The organism is Novosphingobium soli (assembly GCF_042432915.1).
Lineage (GTDB): Bacteria > Pseudomonadota > Alphaproteobacteria > Sphingomonadales > Sphingomonadaceae > Novosphingobium > Novosphingobium soli.
Genome location: NZ_JBHLWK010000001.1, coordinates 35,365 through 52,420 on the forward strand (window position 1 = coordinate 35,365; position 17,056 = coordinate 52,420).

Sequence of the window (17,056 nt, forward strand, 5' to 3'; positions counted from 1 at the left end):
TAGCAGCGTGTCAGGGCGAAACGCCGCGCTCACGCCGGCGCGCAGGTGATCGCGTCCCCCACCCCCACGCGCAGCAGGCCCGCCGCCGCTTCGTCCAGGCTCGCGTCCTCCCCCACCCGGCCGAGGCAGGCGCGGAACGCCCCCAGCCGCCCGGTGCAGACGATGTGGGTGGGCTCCCCGGATGGGGGGGAAAGGGTGGAGACATGCACCCTTCGGGCCTCGCGGATGGTGCGGATCTGGTCGGTCTTCGCGATCATGGTCGGGCCGCCGTCGAAGATGTCGATGTAGTTCTGGAAGGCGAACCCCTCGCTCTCCAGCATCCGCATCGCCGGGCGGCCGGAGTAGTGCGGCTGGCCCATCACCTGCCGCGCGGCCTCGGAGAGCAGCGCGGTGTAGATCGGGTGCTTGGGCATGAGGTCGGCGATGAACTGGTTGCCGTACTTGCCGTTGAACTCGTCGGCGTCGCGGAAGCTCATGTCGAAGAAGCGCCCCGCGAGGCCGTCCCAGAAGGGCGAGTTGCCGGCATCGTCGATGGCGCCGCGCAGCTCCGCCAGGGTCACCTCGCCGAAGCGCTCGCGGTGGGTGGCGATGAACAGGTAGCGGCTGCGCGCCAGCAGCTTGCCCACCCCGGCCGAGCGCTCGGAGGCGTCGAGGTAGAGCCCGCCCACCTCGCTCGCCCCGTCGAGGTCGGTCGAGAGCGTCAGCATCTCCGCGCGGAAGGTGCGGTCGAGTTCGCGCGAGTGCTGGGTGATGCGCCCGATGCGGTAGGAGTAGAACGGCAGCTCGGTCCCCACCTGCGAGAAGGCCTGGCAGGTGCCGCGCACCTTGCCGCTGGCGGTGTCCTCCAGGATGAAGGCGAATAGGTCGTTGGCGATCTGCCCGTCGTCGCGCGCGAAGCTGCGGGCGGCCCGCGCGAGCTTGGCCTGGAGCGTGGGGCGGTCGGGCGGGAGGTTGGTGAAGCCGCCGCCGGTGCCCTTGGCCATGCGGTAGAGCGCTTCGAGGTCGGTCTCGGTGGCGGTCCGCAGCACGAAGGTCATGCGGGCAGCCCCTGCCGGTCGAGGCGGTGCATCACCAGCGCGGTGAGGCGGGCACGGGCGTCGAGCGAGCTGGCGATCAGGAACTCCTGTGGCGAGTGGATCGCGCCGCCCAGCGCGCCCATCGTGTCGAGCACGGGGACGCCGCAGGCGGCGATGTTGTTGCCGTCGCACACGCCGCCGGTGTCCTGCCAGCGCATCGGCCGGCCGCCCGGCGGCGCGAGGTCGGCGGAAGCCCCGCCGACGAGGCCGAACAGCGCCTCGGTGCGGGGGGTGATCGGCTTGGGCGGGCGCGAGACGCGGCCCTGGAGACGGATGCCGACGTCGTGCGCGGCACCCACCTCCGCCACCGCCGCCTCCACCAGAGCCTGCGCCGCTTCGGCGAGGTCGGGCGTGCGCGGGCGCAGGTTGAAGTGCAGGATCGCGAGGTCGGGCACCATGTTGTTGGGCCCGCCGCCCTCGATCCGTGCCGGGTTGACCGTCAGCCCCTCGCGCGCGGCGGCCGCGAGGCGCATCGCCAGGTCGCTGGCGGCGACGAGGGCATTGCGCCCGTCCCCCGGGTTGCGGCCGGCGTGGGCGGAGCGGCCGGTGACGACAGCGGCGTAGTTGCCCGAGCCCGGCCGCGCGCGGGCCATGCTGCCGTCGGGAAGCCCGGGCTCGTAGGTCAGCGCCGCGAGCTTGCCCTGCGCGAGCTCGGCGATCAGCCCGGCGGAGGACAGCGATCCGGTCTCCTCGTCGCTGTTGACGAGGACGTCGTAGCCCAGCGTCGGTGCCGTCTGCTCGTAGGCGGCAAGGCCCGCCAGCATGAGCGCGAGGCCGCCTTTCATGTCGGCCGTGCCCGGGCCGTTCAGCGTGTCCTCGTCCAGCCACTCGCAGGCCTGGAACGGATGCTCGCGCGCATAGACCGTGTCCATGTGGCCGGTGAGCAGCACCCGGCGCGCGGCGTCAGGCCGGACCGAGAGGACGAGGTGGCGGCCATGGCCGACGTCCTGGAGCTGGCCGCGGGCATCGACCGTCTGCACCGGCGCCGGATCGACCAGGCGCACGGTGCCGGGCAGTTGCGAGAAGGCGTCGGCCAGGTAGCCGGCCATCGCCGCGAGGCCCTGCAGATTGCCCGTTCCGCTGTTGATCGAGGCCCATTCGAGCGTGTGCGAGAGGATCGGAGCCCGCTCGATCGGGGCGAGCAGCGCCTGTTCCTCGGCGGATAGCCCGGTCATGGCCGCAGCTTGCCGGCCAGGGCGGCGCCGTTGCCGGCAGCATCCGGCGCCTCGAAGCTGGCGACCGGATAGGCGCAGTAGTCCGCGGCGTAGTAGGCGCTGGGGCGGTGGTTGCCGCTCTCGCCCAGGCCCCCGAAGGGCATCGAACCGGCGGCGCCGGTGGTCGGGCGGTTGCGGTTCACCACCCCGGCGCGGCATTCGCGCAAGAAGCGGTCCCACAGCGCGTCGTCAGCGCTGAGGAGCCCGGCGGAGAGGCCGAAGCGCGTGTTGTTCGCCGCGTCCAGCGCCGCGTCGAAGTCCGGTACGCGGCTCACCTGCAGGACGGGAGCGAAAATCTCCTCGTCGGGGACGAACAGGCCCGTTACGTCCAGCACGGCCGGGGTGACGAAGGCGGCCGAGCGGCCCTCGACCGCGGAGAACGGCTTGATCGTGCGCGCGCCGCGCGCCACCAGCGCATCGACGCGCGCCCGGGCGCCGTCGGCCGCGGCCTCGGAGATCAGCGGACCGATCCAGGGCTCGGGGGTCTCGTCCCAGGCGCCGATCGTCACCCGGCCGGCGAGCGCGGCCACCGCCTCCACCAGCGCGGTGCCGAAGGCGCTGTCCGGCACGATCAGCCGGCGCGCGCAGGAGCAGCGCTGGCCGGTGGTGATGAAGGCGGACTGCACCACCACCGCGGCGGCCTCCTCCACCTCGGCGGCGTCCCAGGCCACCAGCGGATTGTTGCCGCCGAGCTCCAGCGCCAGGATCACGTCGGGCCGGTCGGCGAAGATGCGGCGGAAATGCGTGCCGGCGCCGGCCGAGCCGGTGAACAGGAGCCCGTCGATGGCTCCGGCGACGAGCGCCTCGCCCGTCGCGCGCGCGCCCTGGATGCACTGGAACACGCCCGGTCGGTCGCCGAGCGCCTCCTCCCAGCACTCGGCCATGGCCGCGCCGGTCGCCGGGGTCATCTCCGAGGGCTTGAACACCACCGTGTTGCCGGCGAGCAGGGCCGGGACGATGTGGCCGTTGGGCAGGTGGCCGGGGAAGTTGAACGGCCCGAGCACCGCCATGACGCCGTGGGGCCGGTGCCGCAGCACCGCCTGTCCGAACGGCATGTCCGAGCGCTTCTCGCCCGCGCGCTCGGCCTGTGCCGCGATCGAGAGCCCGACCTTGCCGATCATCGAGGCGACTTCGCCGCGCGCTTCCCACAGCGGCTTGCCCGTCTCGCGCGCGATCATTTGCGCCATCGGCTCCTTGCGGGTTTCCAGCGCGGCGCGGTAGCGCTCGACCACTGCCACGCGCGCCTCCAGGGGCAGGGCGGCCCAGCCCGGAAAGGCGCGGCGCGCCCGCAGCAGCGCGGCGGAGACTGCGTCCGCGCCCGCCGCCTCGCCTTCCCAGACCAGGTCGCCGGTGGCGGGATCGAAGGAGCGCAGCACGCTCATGCCCGGTCCCTCGTCACCGCGAAGATGCCGGTGGCGTTGCCGCTGTCGAAGGTGAGGTCCAGCCTGCCGGTCGCGGGGTCGATGTCGCGGCTGATGAACTCGAAGAACGAGCCGGGCACTTCGCGCAGGATCTCGCTCCCGTCGGCGAGGCGGAAGGCGCGCGCGACCCGGTCGGCCAGGATCGCGGTCTGCCGGACCCGCCCGTTGCGGGAGATCTCCACCGCCGGTTTCAGCGGGAAGCCCGCTGCCTTGAGTTCGTCGGCATGGGTCTCGACAGCGGGCACGCGGGTGGTGGCATGGTTGAAGGCGTTGCCCTCGGTGGCGATCCAGGCGCCTTCCTTGCTGTGCTGCAGCAGGGCTTCGTAGTCCGCCAGGGCCGGCGGCGCGTGCCGGCGCTTGAAGGCGCGCAAGGCGCCCTGCAGGATGGTGACGGCCTGCGCCAGCGTGCAGGCACCCTCGCGCGCGAGCACGTCCAGCGCCTGCCACTCGGCGTCGCCGAGCGGATCGGTCGCGCTCGCGAAGATGGCCGCCGCTGCCGCCTGCGCCGCCTCGGGAAGCTCGGACAGGTGCAGCTCCGAGACGAAGAACTGGGGGATCGCCTCGGGCATGTCGGCGTGGACGAAGGCCCGTCCGGTCATCGTCAGCGCCGGCAGCGGGTAGGTCCCGCGCACTTCGTAGCCGAGCGGGGCGAGGAACCGCAGGAACGCCGCGTGGCCGGAAGGCAGCGCCCCGGTCGGACCGTCGATGGTGCGCAGCGCCCCATGGTCGAAGACGATGCGGTCGCCCCCTTCGCGCACCCGCGCGACGTAGCGGGCGGCGGTCGGCACCCGGTCCAGCAGGTCGAGGAACAGCGCGGCGTTGAGCGCCATGGCCACTTGCGCGCGCGTTGCGTGCCCGCCTGTGCGCGAGCGGGCTTGGAAGCCGGACAGCTCGGGGTCGATCGCCAGGATCTCCAGCACCCGGGCGGCCGCGTCGGCGCCGGTGAGCGGCGACAGCAGCGAATGGAGCGTTCCCGTGCCTGCGGCCATGCTATCCCTTGTTCGATTGTTGCTTTGGACGGCAAGCATAGGAAAGCAGTGCGACCGAGTCCACTGGCGCTGGCCCAGCGACGCGAAGGGGCGCCCGCCACGCGCGGCGATCCGCATTACCGCCGTGGCGCGTCGCCGGGACGATGCCGAGCGGGTCCGCGCTGGACAGCGGCCCGGCAGGGGGCATCCTGCACCCTGGCCGGATGCGAGCAGGGAGAGAGGGATGAGCGGTATTCGCACGGGGTTCGTCGGCATCGGCAGCCAGGGCGAGCCGATGGCGCGGCGCATGATGCAGCGGTTCCCGCTCACGGTGTGGGCCCGGCGGCCGGAGGCCTGCGCCGCGCTGGCGCAGGCGGGGGCGCAGGTTGCCGGCAGCCTCGAGGCGCTGGGCCAGGGGTGCGACCACGTCGGCCTGTGCGTCGTCAACGACGCCGACGTGCTGGAGGTCTGCGCGCGGCTGGTGCCGGCGATGCGCCCGGGCAGCCTGCTGGCGCTGCATTCCACCGTGCTTCCGCAGACCGCGGAGGCGGTGGAGCGGCTCTGTACCGAAAGCGGGGTCGCCATGGTCGACGCGCCGGTCAGTGGCGGGGCGCCGGGGGCCGAGGCGGGCACGATGACGGTGATGTGCGGCGGCGCGGAGGCTGCCTTCGCGCAGGCGCGGCCGGTGTTCGAGAGCTTCGGCCGGCTGATCGTCCTGCTCGGCGCGGCCGGGGCGGGGCAGAAGGCGAAGATCGTCAACAACGCGCTGATGGCGGCCAACATGGGCCTCGCGCAGGCGGCGCTGCAGGCGGGCGAGGCGCTGGGCGTGGAGCGCGGGGCGTTGGCGGAGCTGGTGGCCGCCAGCTCCGGGCGCAGCTTCGGCTTCGAGGTCTATGCCCGCATCCCCGAGCCCCGCGCCTTCGAGCACGGCGCGCGGATGCTGCTCAAGGACACCGAGCTGCTCGCGCAGATCCTGCCCGGCTCCCAGGACAGCGCCACGCTGGTGGAAACCGCCCGGCCATTCCTGCACCTTGCGACGGCCACTTAGGGCACAAGTGTACGCAACTGGGGCAATGCGGCTCCATCGGGCCGCCCGGGCGATCGTCCTGCCCTTTTTTGCAGTGCAGCGGGAAACCGAATCGTCACAAAAGTATTCAGCCTGTGACAGTTCACCTCTCGTTCACGGAGTCCGCATGGCTCATCTGCCGCTCTCCCATGATTTCGAATTCGGGCGCGAGGTGGCCGAAGTCCACTCGATCTTCGAGGCGGGTGCGTCGGCGCTGAACCGCCCGGCCCGGATCGCGCTCGTGGGCAACTTCGCGCCCCGCCAGTGCGGCATCGCCACCTTCACCACCGACGTGTTCGAGAAGCTGCGGGAGTTCCATCCCGAGATCGCCGTGGATGTCCATGCACTGGACGACCCGCGCGAGCCGCTCTCCTACGAAGGCGTCGCCGGGACCATCACCTGCGACGATGCCGAGGACTATGCCCGCGCCGCGCGCCAGATCAACGAGGCCGGCGTCGACGCCGTCTGGCTCCAGCACGAATACGGCATCTTCGGCGGCCCCGACGGGGAGATGGTGCTCCACTTCGTCGACCGCCTCGCCGCGCCGCTGGTGCTGACGCTGCACACCGTGCTGAGCGAGCCCTCCGAGCGCCAGCGCGCGATCCTGCACCACCTCATCACCCGCTCGTCGCGGATCATGGTCATGTCCCGCCAGTCGCGCGACATCCTGGAGCGTGAATACGGCGCTCCTGCCGGCATCATCGAGGTGATCGACCATGGCGCCCCCGACCGCCCGTTCGGCCGCCAGGAGGAGTTCAAGGCGCGCCTTGGCCTCACCGGCCGCAAGGTGCTGACGACCTTCGGCCTGCTCGGCCCGGGCAAGGGCCTGGAGAACGCGATCCGCGCGCTGCCGGCGATCGTCGAGCGCCATCCCGAGGTGCTCTACCGCATCGTAGGCGCCACCCATCCCAAGCTCGTCGCGCACGAGGGCGAGGTCTACCGCGAGAACCTCGTCAGCCTCGCGCGCGAGCTGGGCGTCGCCGACCACATCGCCTGGGAGAACCGCTTCCTCGACACGCCCGAGCTGCTCGACCAGCTCGAGGCCTGCGACATCTACCTGACGCCTTATCCCAACCTGCAGCAGTCCACCTCGGGCACGCTCAGCTACGCCGTGGCGCTGGGCAAGGCCGTGGTGTCGACCCCCTATGTGCATGCCCGCGAACTGCTGGCGCAGGACGTCGGCCGGCTGATCGAGCCGAACTGCAGCGAAGCCATCGCCGCCGCCGTCAACGGCCTGCTCGATTCCCCGCGCGACCTGGCCGCGATGCAGCGCCGGGCCTATGCCCGCGGCCGCGAGACGATCTGGCCCCGCTTCGCCGACGCGACGGCCCGTCTGGTGACCACCGCCGTGGCGCCCGAGCCCGCCGAGCCGCCGCTTTCCGCCATCCCCGGCCTCTCCGCCGTGCTCGCCATGAGCGATGCCACCGGCATGCTCCAGCACTCGGTCGGCGTCGTGCCGGACCGCCGCCACGGCTACTGCCTGGACGACAACGCCCGGGCGCTCATGCTGATGAACGTCGCGCAGGGCCTGCCCGTGGCCGAGCGGATGAAGTGGAGCCTGGTCTACGCCGCCTTCATCCAGTTCGCCTGGAACCCGGACCTGCGCCGCTTCCGCAACTTCATGCGCTTCGACCGCAGCTGGTGCGAGGACGAGGGTTCGGAGGACTCCAACGGGCGCGCCGTGTGGGCGCTCGGCCAGACGTTCGAGCGCGCCCCCGACGCCGGGCTGTCGGATTGGGCGATGCACCTCTACGACGAGGTGCTCGGGTCGATCGAGCCGCTCGGCTCGCCGCGCGCGGTGGCCTTCAGCATGCTGGGCGCCTGCGCGGTGCTGCGCCGCGACCCCGGCCATGCCGCCTCGCGCGCGCTGGTCGAACAGGGCGGCGACTTCCTGATGCGGGTGCTGGGCGAGGGGCGACGGCCCGACTGGGCCTGGTTCGAGGCCGTGCTGGGCTACGACAACCCCCGTCTGTCGCAGGCGCTGATCGAGGCGGGCGAGGCGCTCGGCCGCGACGACTGGACCGGCGCCGGGCTCGAGACCCTGCAGTGGATCTGCGGCCAGCAGGTCTCCGCGCGCGGGCAGTTCCGCCCGATCGGATCCGAGAGCTTCCACAAGCCCCACAGCTACCTGCCGTTCGACCAGCAGCCGCTGGAGGCGCAGGCCGCCATCGAGGCGGCACACTCGGCGTTCCGCGCCACCCGCGGCGCCTTCTGGCTGGAGCACGCCAAGGTCGCCTGGCGCTGGTTCTTCGGCGGCAACGACCGCGGCGTCGTGCTGGCCGACCTCGCCGCCGGACGCTGCCGCGACGGCGTGACCCCGCGCGGTGCCAACGCGAACTGCGGAGCGGAGTCGATCCTGGCCTTCCAGTTGTCGCATTATGCGCTTATGGAACTGGTCGAGATGGAACCGCTGCCGTCGGCATCTCTGGCCCCCCAAGGAGGACTGCTTGAACCGGCCCGAGAACGTTTGGTCTGATCCGCTGCACATCTTCGAGACGCGCCTTCACGCCGATCCGGCGCGAGTCGTCATTCGTCCGTTCCACCTGGGCTGGCAGTCGAAGAATGCCCCCGGCGGCCGGGCGATGCGCCTCGTCGAGGATGTCGCCGCGCTGACCGAGGAGCGCGCCGCGGCCGAGTACGAGCGCGTGCTGCACGACTTCAAGGAGCGGCACTGGCAGACCGAGAGCATCTTCTCCGAGCGCTTCGAGGAAGTCGCGCGCAATCTGGAGCTGGACCGTGGCGCCCTTTCGGAAACGAAGCAGCGACTCATCGGCTCGTACTTCTGCCACGAGTACACGTTCGCGGCCGCGGCGCTGATGAACCCCTCGATCGTCCCGTCGCCCGACCAGTCGGGCCTGCAGGACGGCTGCGTGCGCTTCATCATGTCGCTGCGCGCGGTAGGCGAGGGGCACATCAGCACGATCGCCTTCCGCGAGGGCATCGCCGAGTGCGACGGCACCTTCTCGCTGTGGCCACAGGCGTCCTTCGCGACGTCGGTGGAGCTCGATGAGGAGGGAGAGACCGATGCCGAGGGGATCGTCTCGGTCCACCGGCATGCGGATTCGAGCCTGTCGAACACCGTCATCTTTCCCATCACCGAGCAGCAGCGCGGCGGCCTGGAAGATTTGCGCCTGGTCCAGTTCGACCACGGCGGCGGCGACTACGAGTGGATCGGCACCTACACCGCATGGTCGGGCACCTCGATCCGCTCCGAGCTGCTGCGCACGCGCGACTTCCGCAAGTTCGACCTGGAGCCGATCAGCGGCGCCGCCGGCCGCAACAAGGGAATGGCGCTGTTCCCCGAGAAGATCGACGGCCGCTACGCCATGGTCAGCCGGCAGGACGGCAAGAACCTGTTCCTGCTGCGCTCCGACCGCATCGACGTGTGGGACGACGAAGGCGTGCTGCTGATGGAGCCCAAGTATCCCTGGGAGTTCATCCAGATCGGCAACTGCGGCAGCCCGATCCTGACCGATGCGGGGTGGCTGCTGTTCACCCACGGGGTGGGCGCCATGCGCAAGTATGCGCTGGGCTGCGCGCTGCTGGACCGCGACGATCCGAGCAAGGTGATCGCGCGCAGCACCGAGCCCGTGCTCACCGCCGAGAACGCCGATCGCTCGGGCTACGTGCCGAACGTGATCTACACCTGCGGCGCGCTCAAGGTGGGTGAGCGCCTGCTGATCCCCTACGGCATCTCCGACAGCACCGTCGGCTTCGCCACTTGCGAGATCGACAAGCTGCTGGGACTGATGGAGTAACGGGCGCCGGCCGGCGCTTGCCCTTGCGAAAGACCGACATGACCCTGCCGCAGCGCCTCGGACTCACCGCCCCCATCATCCAGGCTCCGATGGCGGGGACCAGCACCCCCGCGCTGGCGGCCGCGGTCTGCGAAGCCGGCGGCCTCGGTTCGGTGGCGGTGGGCGCCCTCGATCCCGCGGGCGTGCGCGCGCTGGTGGCGGAGGTGCGCGGCCGCACCGCGCGGCCGTTCAACGTCAACCTCTTCGTCCACCGCGCGCCGGTCGCCGATCCCGAGCGCGAAGCCGGGTGGCTGGACTGGCTGCGCTCGCTCTTCGTCGAGTTCGGCGCGGAGCCGCCCGAGGCGTTGCAGGCGCCCTACCGCAGCTTCGTCGACGATGGCGAGATGCTGGCGCTGCTGGTCGAGCTCGCCCCGCCCGTGGTCAGCTTCCACTTCGGCCTTCCCGACGCGGGCGCCATCGCGGCGCTGCGCGACAAGGGCGTCCTGCTGCTCGCGACTGCTACCAACGTGGAGGAGGCGCGAGCGATCGCGGCGGCCGGGCTCGACGGCGTGGTGGCGCAGGGCATCGAGGCGGGCGGCCATCGCGGCATGTTCGATCCGGCCGCGCCGGACCCGCAGCTCGGCACCCTGGCGCTGACGCGCCTGCTCGCGCGCGAAGCCCTGCCGGTGATCGCCGCCGGGGGCATTATGGACGGCGCCGGCATCGCCGCCGCGCTCGATCTCGGCGCCGTGGCCGCGCAGCTCGGCACCGCCTTCGTGCTCTGCCCCGAATCCGCCGCCGATGAGGCCTATCGCGCCGCCCTTGCGGGCCCCGGGGCTTATGCGACCACGCTGACGCCGCTCGTCTCGGGCCGCCCGGCGCGCGCGCTCGCCAACCGCTTCACCGCGCTGGGCGCCGAACTCGGCGAGCGCCGGGTGCCCGACTACCCGATCGCCTATCACGCCGGAAAGGCGCTGAACGAAGCCGCCAAGGCCCGCGGCGAGCATGGCTTCGGCGCGCAGTGGGCCGGGCAGGGCGCACCGCTCGCCCGTGCCATGCCGGCGGGCGAACTGGTCGCGACCCTGGCGGCCGAGCTGGCGGCGGCGCGGGGTTAGTTTTTACCTCTCCACCCACACCCCTCCACCACTCGCTTCGCGAGCGGTCCCCCCTCCCCATCGCTGCGCGACGGGGAGGATCAAGAAGGAACCAATCCTCCCCGTTCCGCAGGAATGGGGAGGGGACCGCCGACGCAGTCGGTGGTGGAGGGGCCAAAGCCTCAGCCGTGCGCGCCGAACTCGTTCGCCAGCGCCGTCGTGATCCTGAGGCTCAGCGCGTAGGACCGGGCGATCGGGTCGATGTAGTCCTTGTGGATCTGCGCATAGCCGGTCGCGCTCGAATCGGGGTAGTCGCTCGGCTCGTCCACCGCGAAGTCGCTGATCGAAGGGAAGTGGACCGGGAAGGCGCGGCGCAGTTGCGCGAGGCCGTCGTCGACGCGCAGGGTGAAGAACATCTCCAGCACGTCGTCGCGGCTGATGTCGTTGGCGCGGCTGAACGGCGGGACCATGACCGCGCGCAGGAACATGTGCTGGAACAAGGCGATGCGCAGGGCCTGCAGCACGCCCAGCGACCGGCGCGTGTGCTCGCGGTCGGGCAGGGGCGCCTCGTCAGGGATCAGGTCGAGCAGTCGGTAGAGCTTGAGCGCATCGACCCTGAGGCGCGAGGCGAGGCGGCGGTAGACGCCGGTGCGGTCGTCCTTGGTCAGGTACTCGGCCAGCTTGAGGCAGGCGTCGGCGATGTGCTGCTCGTCGCCGCGATAGGGGCGGCTCGCCCAGTAGGCCGAGTTGAACAGCTCGCCGTAGGCCGAGACCGTCTTGATCGAGGCGAGCGCGTTGGCGGCACGGGCGAGGCGGATGATCTGGCGCCCGCGCGCGCTTTCGCGCAGGAGGGCGGCGATCTCCTCGCGGTTGCCGTCCGCGGCGGTGCCGATGCCGGCGATCACGTTCACCGGATAGCCGAGCTGCTGCAGGATGGCGTTGTGCGGGATGGCACGGATCTGGCGCAGGTTCATCGTGCGGTCGGAGGCCAGGTCCGACTGGCGGCGCGCCTTGCGGCTGCCGGTGTCGTTGAGCAGGCCGAGTCCGAATGCGGTGATCGCCCGGCTGTAGGTCGCCGATTCCAGGTGATCGTGCTGCACGGCGCGGATCGCGCGGTAGAAGTCGAGGCTGAGGTCGGTGCGGCGATAGAACAGGTCGGTCGGGGCGTTGACGTCGGCGTTCCACAAAGGCCGCTCGGCCATGCGCGTGAGCGTGGCGAAGGCCAGCGCGTCCGAGCCGAACCAGAGGTAGCCGTCGCCGCCCTGGAAGCTGACCTCGGGCTCCAGCCGGATCCCTGCGCGCAGGAACCGGCGGCGGGCCCAGGGCGACATCTGCCAGTCGAAGCGGTCGTCGATGCTGGAAGGGTGGCAGCCGCGGCCCATCGATTCGCCGCCGGTGTTGAACACCAGCGCGGCGACGTCGGACAGGCCGTTGGCGGCCATGGCCTCTGCCAGCCGGCCCTGCAGGCGCTCGATGGCGAGCGCGGCGGGCACCTGGCCGACGAAGCGGCCGGCGTCGGAGAAACCGGTCTGGATCGAGACGCGGCCGCGCTTGCGGGCGTAGTCGCGATAGGCCGGCTCGGCGAGCACCGCGTCGAGGAAGTGGCCGCCGTGCTCCAGCGCGTTCTCGGTCTCGAACAAAGGCGAGACGTCGACCTTCTCGTCGATCCCGAACATACGCGCGAAGTAGAGCGCGGCGAGCACCGTGGTGGGTTCCTCGCACTCGGCCACCAGCATGCGGATCGGGGCGTCGGCGTCGACGTGGCCGAGGATCTGCGCCATGGCGAGGAACTGGCGCACCGCGGTCGAGTTCTCGATCGCCAGCGCCGCGAAGTTGGAGCGCAGCGGCTTCACTTCGGCGAGCAGCTCGCGCATGCGCACCAGCGCCGCCTGGCTGGCGAGGCTGAGCTTGCCGTCGGGGTCGATGCGGCGGCGGATCGCGTTCTGGAGCTGCGAGGCGTTCACGCGGAAGTGGATCCAGCCCATGCCGAGGCCATCGGCGCGCATGGCGGCGGCTGTGACGAGGAGGGCGCGGGCCTGCTCCTGGTCGGCGTGGCGGGCTTCCTCCTCCAGGCGCGCGATCACCGGCTCGAGGCTGGTCAGCTTGTCGGGATGGTCGGCGGTGAGGCCGTTGGCGGCGGCGGAGAGCGCTTCGGGATCGGTGAGATCCTGCCTGAAGGCGCTCGCCACTGCGGTGGTGTGAGCCTGTGCGCGGGCCATCTGCGCGGCGATCTCGGGCGCCGCGCCTTCCAGGCTCGCGGCGTAGCTGGCGAGGCGCTGGGCCTTCTCCTCCAGGCGGTAGCGGATCGAGGTCGCCCACGAGATGTCGGTGCGCCCGTCCATGTCGTAGCCGACCCAGTGGGCGAAGCGCACCGGCATGGGCGCGAGGCTCTTCCAGCGCTTGGGCCAGCGGGCGGCGGCGACATCGAACAGGCGCGCGTTGATCCGGTCGCGGGCCGCCTGGCCGCGGGCCATGGCGGCCATCGCCGCGTCGTGCTCGTAGTCGAGCGTGATGGCGTCGCGCTCGGGCGAGGCGACGCAGACCGAGGCCTGGCTGAAGTCGCCGTTGGAGGCGGAGGTGGTGACCGCTTCGCTCTGCGCGGCGGTCAGCAGGAAGGTCGGGTGCGCGGTGAACACGACGTGCGCCGCCGGGCGCTGCCAGCGCACCGCGAAGGCGGTGAAGTCGTCGTCCGAGGCGGTGCCGGTGGCGAGCTCGTCCAGCAGGCGCTCGTTCTGCGCGACGGGAACGGTCTGGAGGATGCGGTCGAGCCGGGCGGCGCGGGCGCGCAGGCCCTCGCAGTCCATCTCCGCCACCAGGGCCTCGATGTCGTCCAGCGACATGCCGCCGTTCTCCAGCTCCCGCGACAGCTCGAGGCCGAGCTGGAACACGGGATTGAACATCGGCGTCATCGCCGTGAGCTTGTGCAGCTCCTGCAGACGGGCGTCGAGCTGGTCGACGGTGCGCAGCCCTGTGCCGGTCATCGGGCGAGCCCGGCGGCGGCGCGGGCCTCGGCCTCGATCTTCGCGACGTCCGGCTTGCCCTTGGGCACCATCCAGCTGCCGCCGACGCAGAGCACCGCGTCGAGCGCGAGCCACTCGGGCGCGTTCTGCGGGGTGACGCCGCCGGTCGGGCAGAACTTCGCCTTGTAGAGCGGGGCCGAGATCGCCTTCAGCGCAGGGGGGCCGCCGGCGGCCATGGCGGGGAAGAACTTGAGCCGGTCGAACCCGCATTCCAGCGCGAACATCACGTCGCTGGCGTTGGCGGTGCCGGGCAGGAACGGGATCTTCGACTTGAACGCCGCTTCCGCCAGCATGGGGGTCAGGCCCGGCGAGACGATGAACTCGGCCCCCGCGTCGATCGCGCGGGACAGGTCGTCGGGGGTGAGGACGGTGCCGGCACCCACGACGGCGCCGGGGACCTGCTTCATCACCTTGATCGCCTCAATCGCGCATTCGGTGCGCAGCGTGACTTCGAGCGCGGGCAGGCCGCCGGCGACGAGCGCCTCGGCGATCGGCAGGGCATGCTCGATGTCCTCGATCACCAGCACCGGGATCACCGGGGCGAGACGCATGACCTTTTCGACGGCTTCGGATGCGCCAGAGGTGTTGGTGGTCATTACTGCAGGTGCTCCCTTGCGAAGGCTGCCGCCGCGCCGAACAGGCCCGGCTGCGGATGGATGATGAGCTTGACGGGAAGGCTGGCCATGAGCCCGGCGAAACGGCCCTTGGCGGTGAACCTTTCGGCGAACCCGGACGAGCAGATGGTGTCGCGGATGCGGTAGCCCAGGCCCCCCGCGATGACGACGCCGCCGGCTCCGTGGGCCAGGGCATAGTCGCCTGCCGCGGCCCCCAGGGCCAGGCAGAAGCGGTCGACCGCCGCCGCGGCGAGGCTGTCCTCGCCCGAGATGCCGGCGGTCCAGATCTCCACGTCGGTCCTCTCGTAGACCGGCCGGTGCTCCATGGCCGCCAGCGTGGCGTAGATGTCGACGATCGCGGGGCCGGAGACGACCCGCTCCACCGAGACGCGGTTGTGGCGCTTGCGCAGGCGGGCGAGGATGGCGTCCTCGATCAGGTCGAGCGGGGCGTAGTCGATGTGCCCGCCCTCGGTCGCCTGCACGTGATAGCCGCCGCGCCCGTCGCGCCACAGGTGCGCGACGCCCAGGCCCGTCCCGGGCCCGAGCACGCTGATCGTCCCCGACCGCGGGAGCGGCACCTCGCGCGGGCCCGTCAGGTGGAGGAATTGGCTCTCGTCCGCCCGCGCCACGGCATGGGCCACCGCGGCGAAGTCGTTGACGATGGTGTGGCGCGTGGCCCCGAGCTTCTCCGCGATCAGCGCCGGGCGGATGATCCAGGGGTTGTTGGTGAACTTGATGACCTCCCCGCCCACCGGGCCGGCGACGGCGAAGGCGACCGCCTGGGGCAGGGTGCCGCCGTTCATCTCGCGAAAGGCCTGCCAGGCGAGCTGGAAGCTGCCGTGGTCCCGGGTGTGCAGCGTCGCCGGCTCGCCCAGCGTGATGGTGCCGTCGTCGGCGATGCTGGCGAGCGCGAAGCGGGCATGGGTGCCGCCGATGTCGACGGCGACGAGTTCGGTGGCGCTCACAGTCCTGCCAGCTCCAGCATCGAGGAGCCGCCCTGTTCGGCGCCGCCGGCATTGGCGCGGAACATCGCGAAGAGCTCCCGGCCCATGCCGAAGGCCGGCGCCGGAGCGGGCGCCGGATCACGCCCGGCGAGGTCGGCGGTGGTGGAGATCGTGCCGTCGTCGGCGGAGAGGCGCACGACGTCGCCGTCACGCAAGTAGGCGAGCGGGCCGTCGGCCAGCGCCTCGGGCGTGACGTGGATCGCCGCCGGCACCTTGCCCGAGGCGCCCGACATGCGCCCGTCGGTGACAAGCGCCACCTTGTGCCCGCGGTCCTGCAGCACGCCCAGCGGCGGGGTCAGCTTGTGGAGTTCGGGCATGCCGTTGGCGCGCGGGCCCTGGAAGCGGACGACCACCACCACGTCCCGGTCGAGCTCGCCGGCCTTGAACGCCTGCGCGACGCCTTCCTGGGTGTCGAACACCCGGCACGGCGCTTCGATGGTCCAGCGCTCCTTGTCGACCGCGCTGGTCTTGAAGGTGCCGCGGCCGAGGTTGCCCTGGACCAGCCGCATGCCGCCGTCGGGCAGGAAGGGGTTGGCGACGGGGCGGAGCATGGCATCGTCGCCGCTCTCGGCCGGGGCCGCGGTCCAGGCGAGGGCCTCCCCCATCAGCACCGGCGCCTGCTCGTAGGCCGCCATTCCGCCTTCGGCGATGGTCGGGATGTCGGCGTGGGCGAGCCCCGCGCCCAGCAGTTCGCGCACCACCCAGGCCATGCCGCCGGCGGCGTGGAAGTGGTTCACGTCGCCCGAGCCGTTGGGATAGACGCGGGTGATGAGCGGCACCACCGAGGAGAGCTCGTCGAAGTCCTCCCAGTCGATCAGGATTCCACCCGCGCGCGCCATGGCGGGAAGATGAATCGCGTGGTTGGTCGACCCGCCGGTGGCGAGCAGGCCGGCGATGGCGTTCACGATCGCCTTCTCGTTCACCACCTGCGCCATCGGGCGATAGTCCTCGCCCTTGCGGGTGATCGCCGCCAGCCGGTGCGTGGCGGCGCGGGTGAGCGCCTGGCGCAGCGGGGTATTGGGCGTGACGAAGGCAGCGTTGGGCACGTGCAGGCCCATCATCTCCATCATCATCTGGTTGGAGTTGGCGGTGCCGTAGAAGGTGCAGGTCCCGGGCGCGTGATAGCTGGCGCTCTCGCTCGCGAGCAGCTCCTCGCGGCCGACCTTGCCTTCGGCGTAGAGCTGGCGGACCTTCTGCTTCTCCTTGTTGGAGATGCCCGTCGGCATCGGCCCGGCCGGAACGAACACCGCGGGAAGATGGCCGAAGCGCATGGCGCCGATGAACAGGCCGGGCACGATCTTGTCGCAGATGCCCAGCATCGCCATGCCGTCGAACATCGCGTGGCTGAGCGCCACCGCCGTCGAGAGGGCGATGATGTCGCGGCTGAAGAGCGAGAGCTCCATGCCGTCGAAGCCCTGCGTCACCCCATCGCACATCGCCGGCACGCCGCCCGCGACTTGCGCGGTCGCGCCCACTTCGCGGGAGAACAGCTTCATCTGCTCGGGATAGCGGCCATAGGGCTGGTGGGCGCTGAGCATGTCGTTGTAGGCGGTGACGATCCCCAGGTTGATCGCCCGGCCCGAGGCGATCGCCGGCTTGTCCTCGCCCGAGGCGGCGAAGCCGTGGGCCAGGTTGGAGCAGGACAGGAAGCTGCGGTCCGAATGGCGGTCGGCTTCGCGCGCCACCATGTCGAGGTAGCGCTGGCGCGTGGGGCGGGAGCGCTCGACGATGCGCTGGGTCACGCGCTCGACCACCGGGTTGAGGTTGCTCATGGGTCTACTCCTGGTCCTGCCTCGCGGCCCCTGACGCGCCGCCGCACCCCTTGCCGGTGCGGCCTTGCCG

12 protein-coding genes are annotated in these 17,056 nt (G+C 71.6%); 4 read left to right on the forward strand and 8 right to left on the reverse strand.

Features of this window, described 5'->3' with window-relative positions:
- Nucleotides 1-29: 29 nt before the first annotated feature.
- The 4 genes from astA to ACFFJC_RS00115 are packed head-to-tail and all read right to left on the reverse strand — an operon-like array spanning nt 30 to nt 4,700.
- On the reverse strand, nt 30-1,037 hold the full coding sequence (gene astA, locus ACFFJC_RS00100; protein ID WP_379485537.1) for an arginine N-succinyltransferase: 1,008 nt from the start codon (nt 1,035-1,037) through the stop codon (nt 30-32).
- Nucleotides 1,034-2,251: a hydrolase gene (locus ACFFJC_RS00105; protein ID WP_379485538.1), complete on the reverse strand. Its 1,218-nt coding sequence runs from the start codon at nt 2,249-2,251 to the stop codon at nt 1,034-1,036. Before ACFFJC_RS00105 ends, astA begins: the two co-directional genes overlap by 4 nt.
- The gene (gene astD, locus ACFFJC_RS00110; RefSeq protein ID WP_379485539.1) at nt 2,248-3,672 is read right to left on the reverse strand and encodes a succinylglutamate-semialdehyde dehydrogenase; all 1,425 of its coding nucleotides are present in this window, start codon (nt 3,670-3,672) and stop codon (nt 2,248-2,250) included. The genes ACFFJC_RS00105 and astD overlap by 4 nt, the downstream gene beginning before the upstream one ends.
- Nucleotides 3,669-4,700, reverse strand: coding sequence for a 2-oxoadipate dioxygenase/decarboxylase family protein (locus tag ACFFJC_RS00115; protein WP_379485540.1), 1,032 nt, complete (start codon nt 4,698-4,700; stop codon nt 3,669-3,671). The genes astD and ACFFJC_RS00115 overlap by 4 nt, the downstream gene beginning before the upstream one ends.
- A 223-nt stretch (nt 4,701-4,923) precedes the next feature.
- Between ACFFJC_RS00115 and ACFFJC_RS00120 the strand changes: the two genes are divergently transcribed.
- The 4 genes from ACFFJC_RS00120 (at nt 4,924) to ACFFJC_RS00135 (ending at nt 10,597) form a co-directional block, all read left to right on the forward strand.
- Nucleotides 4,924-5,727 (forward strand): NAD(P)-dependent oxidoreductase, encoded by an 804-nt coding sequence (locus ACFFJC_RS00120; RefSeq protein ID WP_379485541.1) that lies wholly within the window; start codon nt 4,924-4,926, stop codon nt 5,725-5,727.
- 145 nt (nt 5,728-5,872) lie between these two features.
- Nucleotides 5,873-8,221: a glycosyltransferase family 4 protein gene (locus ACFFJC_RS00125; protein WP_379485542.1), complete on the forward strand. Its 2,349-nt coding sequence runs from the start codon at nt 5,873-5,875 to the stop codon at nt 8,219-8,221.
- The gene (locus ACFFJC_RS00130; protein WP_379485543.1) at nt 8,193-9,503 is read left to right on the forward strand and encodes a glycoside hydrolase family 130 protein; all 1,311 of its coding nucleotides are present in this window, start codon (nt 8,193-8,195) and stop codon (nt 9,501-9,503) included. Before ACFFJC_RS00125 ends, ACFFJC_RS00130 begins: the two co-directional genes overlap by 29 nt.
- 38 nt (nt 9,504-9,541) lie before the next feature.
- Nucleotides 9,542-10,597, forward strand: coding sequence for an NAD(P)H-dependent flavin oxidoreductase (locus tag ACFFJC_RS00135; protein ID WP_379485544.1), 1,056 nt, complete (start codon nt 9,542-9,544; stop codon nt 10,595-10,597).
- A 161-nt stretch (nt 10,598-10,758) separates the two neighbouring features.
- Here the strand turns inward: ACFFJC_RS00135 and ACFFJC_RS00140 are convergent, their stop codons facing one another.
- The 4 genes from ACFFJC_RS00140 to edd are packed head-to-tail and all read right to left on the reverse strand — an operon-like array spanning nt 10,759 to nt 16,986.
- The gene (locus tag ACFFJC_RS00140) at nt 10,759-13,557 is read right to left on the reverse strand and encodes a phosphoenolpyruvate carboxylase (protein WP_379485545.1); all 2,799 of its coding nucleotides are present in this window, start codon (nt 13,555-13,557) and stop codon (nt 10,759-10,761) included.
- Nucleotides 13,554-14,192 carry a bifunctional 4-hydroxy-2-oxoglutarate aldolase/2-dehydro-3-deoxy-phosphogluconate aldolase gene (gene eda / locus ACFFJC_RS00145; protein WP_379485546.1) on the reverse strand — a complete coding sequence of 213 codons (639 nt, stop codon included), beginning with the start codon at nt 14,190-14,192 and terminating at the stop codon, nt 13,554-13,556. The genes ACFFJC_RS00140 and eda overlap by 4 nt, the downstream gene beginning before the upstream one ends.
- Nucleotides 14,192-15,175, reverse strand: coding sequence for a glucokinase (gene glk, locus ACFFJC_RS00150; RefSeq protein ID WP_379485547.1), 984 nt, complete (start codon nt 15,173-15,175; stop codon nt 14,192-14,194). Before glk ends, eda begins: the two co-directional genes overlap by 1 nt.
- Nucleotides 15,172-16,986: a phosphogluconate dehydratase gene (gene edd, locus ACFFJC_RS00155; protein ID WP_379485548.1), complete on the reverse strand. Its 1,815-nt coding sequence runs from the start codon at nt 16,984-16,986 to the stop codon at nt 15,172-15,174. Before edd ends, glk begins: the two co-directional genes overlap by 4 nt.
- Nucleotides 16,987-17,056: the final 70 nt, after the last annotated feature.